Below are 4,224 nucleotides of genomic sequence, written 5' to 3' on the forward strand. Positions count from 1 at the left end.
TATTAGTTGGACCTGACCATTTTTAACAACATATATTCCGTTTATTTTCAAATCTATTTCAGCTGTCATTTCTACAAGATTTTCTTTAATAATTCCCATTAAGACCACTCCCGTATGTTATGATTATTTTGTCGAAGCAAGTCGGGAGCATTCTCGACTTTTTTATTTTGTTATAGATATTCCACAACATTATCGGGAATAAATGATTGTTCTAATGATAAATAAAGTCGTATTGAAATCGGTTCTTTATTATCTCTCGCATTCTTGCAAAGCTCCTCTGCTTTTTCCCAATCAAACTGCTTCTCTTCTACTCGCTTAAATCTCCAAATTCCAATCGTATACTCCTCAAATAATTCATACTGATCATCTGGCGCTGTTGTTGGTTTTAATTCATCAGTAGCTCTTACTTGTTTTCGCACTTGAACAACTACATCCGTAAAACGAACTTTAGAATTTAATCGATGAATGTGTGCTTTCTCAGTATCGAATGCTACTACAGGATCAGCATCAAATATTGTTAACTGCTTTGGCATTACAATCCTCCTAAGCCTCTTTTTTATATTTAGATAACACTTGTTCTAAACGTTTACGTTCACCCTCTAAATCCATTTCATCGTGCTTTACAGGCTGAGATTGCACTTCTGTATTTTGTGTATGTAACCAATCAGGGACGATTTCTTTTCTAGTATTACTTCTCCCACCACGAGACTGGTATTTCTTACGGAATTGAGTTTGTGCAGCTTCAACATCAGTAATACTCTTATACCCTTTAGCATGCCAATCTCTTAAAATACCTTGTACATAAGACATATTAGGTGCATTCTTTTCTAAAGCTATTTTCATTGCTTTGATAACAAGCTGTGCATTCAAATCTTCAATCCACGCATTGATCCCTTCAGCCACAAATGGTTTAAGAACTCCAAAGTTTTGCTCATAAAATGCTATTGGATTTTCTTCTGCAACTTTTTTATCTCTTGAGCAGCTTGCTGCTTCTTCTTTTGTTTTTGTTTCTTCTTTTTCTTTTGTTTCTGTTTTTGTTTCTTCTTTTTCCTTCATAGGGTCTTCGAAGCCCCTTATAAGCCACTCAAAACGAGCTTGGAAGTATTCCTTAATACGAGGAATTTTAAAATCTTGCTGCTGTTCTAAATCTAAACATGTCTCATAAAAATCAATTAAAAAATCTTCACACTTAATATTCTGGATTTCTTTTAACACACACTTTTCAATATTCATATTTGTAATAGCATTGAATTTAAGCCAATTAATCAACATAATTTCTTTCGTCTTTTTGTTGTAATGAATTTTCCCGTAATCAGCAAACCGCTCTAGCAGCTTCTCAACCGTTTCACGGTTATACCCTGTATCCATTTCTATCACTCGTAATGGAAGCTCATAGATACCACTCTGAGAAGTTTTGCTATTAGTCATTAAGTATAAGTAGAAGTATTTCTCCTCCGGTGTAAGATCTAAAACGAAAGCATCTTGCCAATATGAAACTTGAACAGGTCTATAAACTGCCATATTATTCATCCTCCATTGTTTTACTTGATTTGCTTTGATATACTTAATCCAATTCTATTTTTAGAAAGACTCTCTATTAGAGTCTAAAATCTATCACTCTGCAAAGTGATAGATTTTTTATTTTTTACGACTAACTAATGATGCATTAATCCCCTTTTCTTGAAACCTTTTAATAACTACACGATAACTCTTAGATATTTCATGTTCCTCTTTTGCATTACGTAGACTTTTAAACTCCTGTGTACATCGCTTTAATTCCATCTCCCAACGATTTGCTTCATCCAACGATTCAGCATTGAACAGATTATGAAGACATGTAACCATGCAATTATGTAATTCATTCGCAAAGGTAAAATCCCCTGGTAGAACTAAATCAAACAGACGATTACATTCTGATTTCATGACTTATTCCTCATTTCTAGTAATTTGATACTGTACGCATCGTTATGAACAGAAAGAAAAAGCAGAATCTATTAAAAGATGGGGGCTCAGCCTTTCTGATCATAACGACAAGCACAATTGCTTGTCGCATTAAATTGAAGTATGCTATAATTCATATGTTAATTTTCTTGGCTATCGCGGGCTATGCGGTAGTCTTTTCTTTTTTATTTTTGTTTTTCAAAACGAATGCTGCTTCTATAATTCGAATTCTTATCTCCATCAACTTCTTCTCTTGCTTTAAGTTTTTTGCTTTCCTATAGTCTCCACAAACTGCCGCAATCCGAATATCACCATATAAATTTGCTTCCTTACGAATTAGAGCTTTATATTGATTTAAAGTTGGACTTACATAATCAATTGTCATAACTTAAACCTCCCCAATAAAATAATTAAATTAATCTTTTATATACTTCCTAGCTCGTAATGATACTTTCCAGTACTTAAAGACTTCTTTCATTGAAATACCATATTGATCACATAGGACCGCTACGAGGCTCATCATTGAACCTGTAGCATCCAAGATTTCATGCATTACCTTTTTCAAATCCTCTTTCTCACTTTCGGACCAAGTTTGTGAAGGTTTAAACCAACATAMTGTATCGAGTTGTTTCAAAACTTCATTTGTTTCTTGATKRACCATGTACCTCATACTTGTAGGATGAAGATCTATTTGCTCTCCGTTGAAGAACGGAATACTTACATCCCCTGTTGCTTCACTCCACATCTTAAAAAACAACTGCGGATCATTAATTCCTTCAGTAATGCATTTTCGCAAATCTTCTGGTAAGCGTCGTTGTTCAGTTTCATATTTTGCTRGTGACTCACGACTCACGGGGATTTCTAAGGAGAGTTGTTCTTGGGTGATTCCCTTTCGTTTTCGTGCCATAGCAACTTCTTTTCCTATGGACATCGTTTACTTCCCCCATTCGTACCTAAAGCAATATTTATTTGTGACAACTTACTATGGTAATTTATTATTAGACGGATTCTTTAAACGGATTGTAATACTCAGTATTGTTTTCTACCCATTCAGTGTGATTCTCCATCCACTTAAAAAGAAGGTGTGTAGGAATAAGAACTCCTGCTTCACGGCAAACTGGAAAATCAGAACGGTTTAATAGTTCTGACGCTTTAGTACGTCTAATATGTAACAAGTCCATCATTTCTGTAATTGTTAGAAATGGTGGTAGTTCTTTCATTGGCTGTAGATGTTCGGTTGCCTTTTGGACTTCTTCTCGGATAATTTGTCGGAATGATTCGATGTCGAAGTTAATCATGAATACTACCTCCTTTTTTATTATACAAACCTTATATTTATATGATTTTCTTGAACTTCAAATCCAAATAGCAAACTCACATCTTCTCCTAATAATTCAGCAACTCCTAAAGCAATCGATAGCGGAGGTAGATTATATCCATTTTCCCAATTAGCTACAGCTTGTCTACCTTTATACCCTAATAAATGAGCTAACTTTTCTTGGGTCAATCCTTTTTTCTTTCGAGCCTTTATTAAGTTCTCATTTTTCATTCAATCACCCCCGAAAATTTGTATGAACTTCTTGTACATAATTATATGTACAAGTTTCTTGTATGTCAACAAAAATAACAATTAACTTGTACTTAAGTTGTTTATTTAAGCAATTAATGTACAATATACTTGTACATTAATTATTTTGTGTTTAGAAAGGGCTGTTATAATGTTTCCTCAGCGTTTAAAGTTTGCCAGAAAGCAAAAAGATTTAACTCAAGAAGAACTAGCAAAAAAGATAAAAACTACTAAAGGAACTATTAGTAATTATGAAAATGGCTATAGTGCTCCTTCTAACGAAGTGCTATCTGCTTTAGCTGATGTTTTAGAAACTACAACTGATTATTTATTAGGAAGAATTGATAATCCTAACATTAATGCAAAGTATGGACCAAATGATATTTTTTACGATCCCGAGCTAGGCTTGTGGTTTAAAGATATCAAAGAGGCTTCTTCCGAAAAGCGTGAAGAATTAAAACGCTTTTGGGAATTTATGATGCAGAACGAGAAGAATAGAAAAAATAATTAGTCAGATAAAACCTACATTATATACAGTGCTTAAATAAAAAATAGCAAACTAAAAGTGTATACTTTTAATTTGCTATTAATTTTATTTCAAAAAGAACCCATATCTACCTTCATTTTCATCTTTGGTAAACCGTATATGATTCATATTCTCCTCATCCACAGGAACTTTATTATCTAAAATAATTATCTGTAATTCTTCACCAATT

The 4,224-nt window shown here is 33.4% G+C and carries 8 protein-coding genes and 1 pseudogene; 1 reads left to right on the plus strand and 8 read right to left on the minus strand.

All coding sequences use genetic code 11. The features are described 5' to 3' along the window. The 8 genes and pseudogenes from AC1DJR_RS19435 to AC1DJR_RS19470 all read right to left on the minus strand — a co-directional run. A pseudogene (locus AC1DJR_RS19435) lies at positions 1-99 on the minus strand (DUF3954 domain-containing protein); the annotation flags it as partial. Between the two features lie 71 nt (positions 100-170). Beyond that, positions 171-533, minus strand: a complete 363-nt coding sequence (locus tag AC1DJR_RS19440; RefSeq protein ID WP_477003280.1) for a cell division protein SepF — start codon at positions 531-533, stop codon at positions 171-173. Between the two features lie 10 nt (positions 534-543). Further along, positions 544-1,521, minus strand: coding sequence for a DnaD domain-containing protein (locus AC1DJR_RS19445; protein ID WP_477003281.1), 978 nt, complete (start codon positions 1,519-1,521; stop codon positions 544-546). A gap of 117 nt (positions 1,522-1,638) precedes the next feature. Continuing rightward, on the minus strand, positions 1,639-1,923 hold the full coding sequence (locus tag AC1DJR_RS19450; RefSeq protein WP_215564260.1) for a hypothetical protein: 285 nt from the start codon (positions 1,921-1,923) through the stop codon (positions 1,639-1,641). Positions 1,924-2,104: 181 nt separating this feature from the next. Next, the gene (locus tag AC1DJR_RS19455) at positions 2,105-2,326 is read right to left on the minus strand and encodes an RNA polymerase subunit sigma (RefSeq protein WP_086398569.1); all 222 of its coding nucleotides are present in this window, start codon (positions 2,324-2,326) and stop codon (positions 2,105-2,107) included. Between the two features lie 30 nt (positions 2,327-2,356). Continuing rightward, positions 2,357-2,872: a helix-turn-helix domain-containing protein gene (locus tag AC1DJR_RS19460; protein WP_477003282.1), complete on the minus strand. Its 516-nt coding sequence runs from the start codon at positions 2,870-2,872 to the stop codon at positions 2,357-2,359. Between the two features lie 67 nt (positions 2,873-2,939). Continuing rightward, positions 2,940-3,239, minus strand: coding sequence for a DNA-binding protein (locus tag AC1DJR_RS19465; RefSeq protein WP_477003283.1), 300 nt, complete (start codon positions 3,237-3,239; stop codon positions 2,940-2,942). A 20-nt stretch (positions 3,240-3,259) separates the two neighbouring features. Then, the gene (locus tag AC1DJR_RS19470) at positions 3,260-3,490 is read right to left on the minus strand and encodes a helix-turn-helix transcriptional regulator (protein WP_098257126.1); all 231 of its coding nucleotides are present in this window, start codon (positions 3,488-3,490) and stop codon (positions 3,260-3,262) included. Between the two features lie 169 nt (positions 3,491-3,659). Here AC1DJR_RS19470 and AC1DJR_RS19475 point away from each other — a divergent pair, with 169 nt between their 5' ends. After that, on the plus strand, positions 3,660-4,019 hold the full coding sequence (locus AC1DJR_RS19475; RefSeq protein WP_477003284.1) for a helix-turn-helix domain-containing protein: 360 nt from the start codon (positions 3,660-3,662) through the stop codon (positions 4,017-4,019). Positions 4,020-4,224: the final 205 nt, after the last annotated feature.

Source organism: Bacillus sp. 05T31 (genome assembly GCF_056396725.1).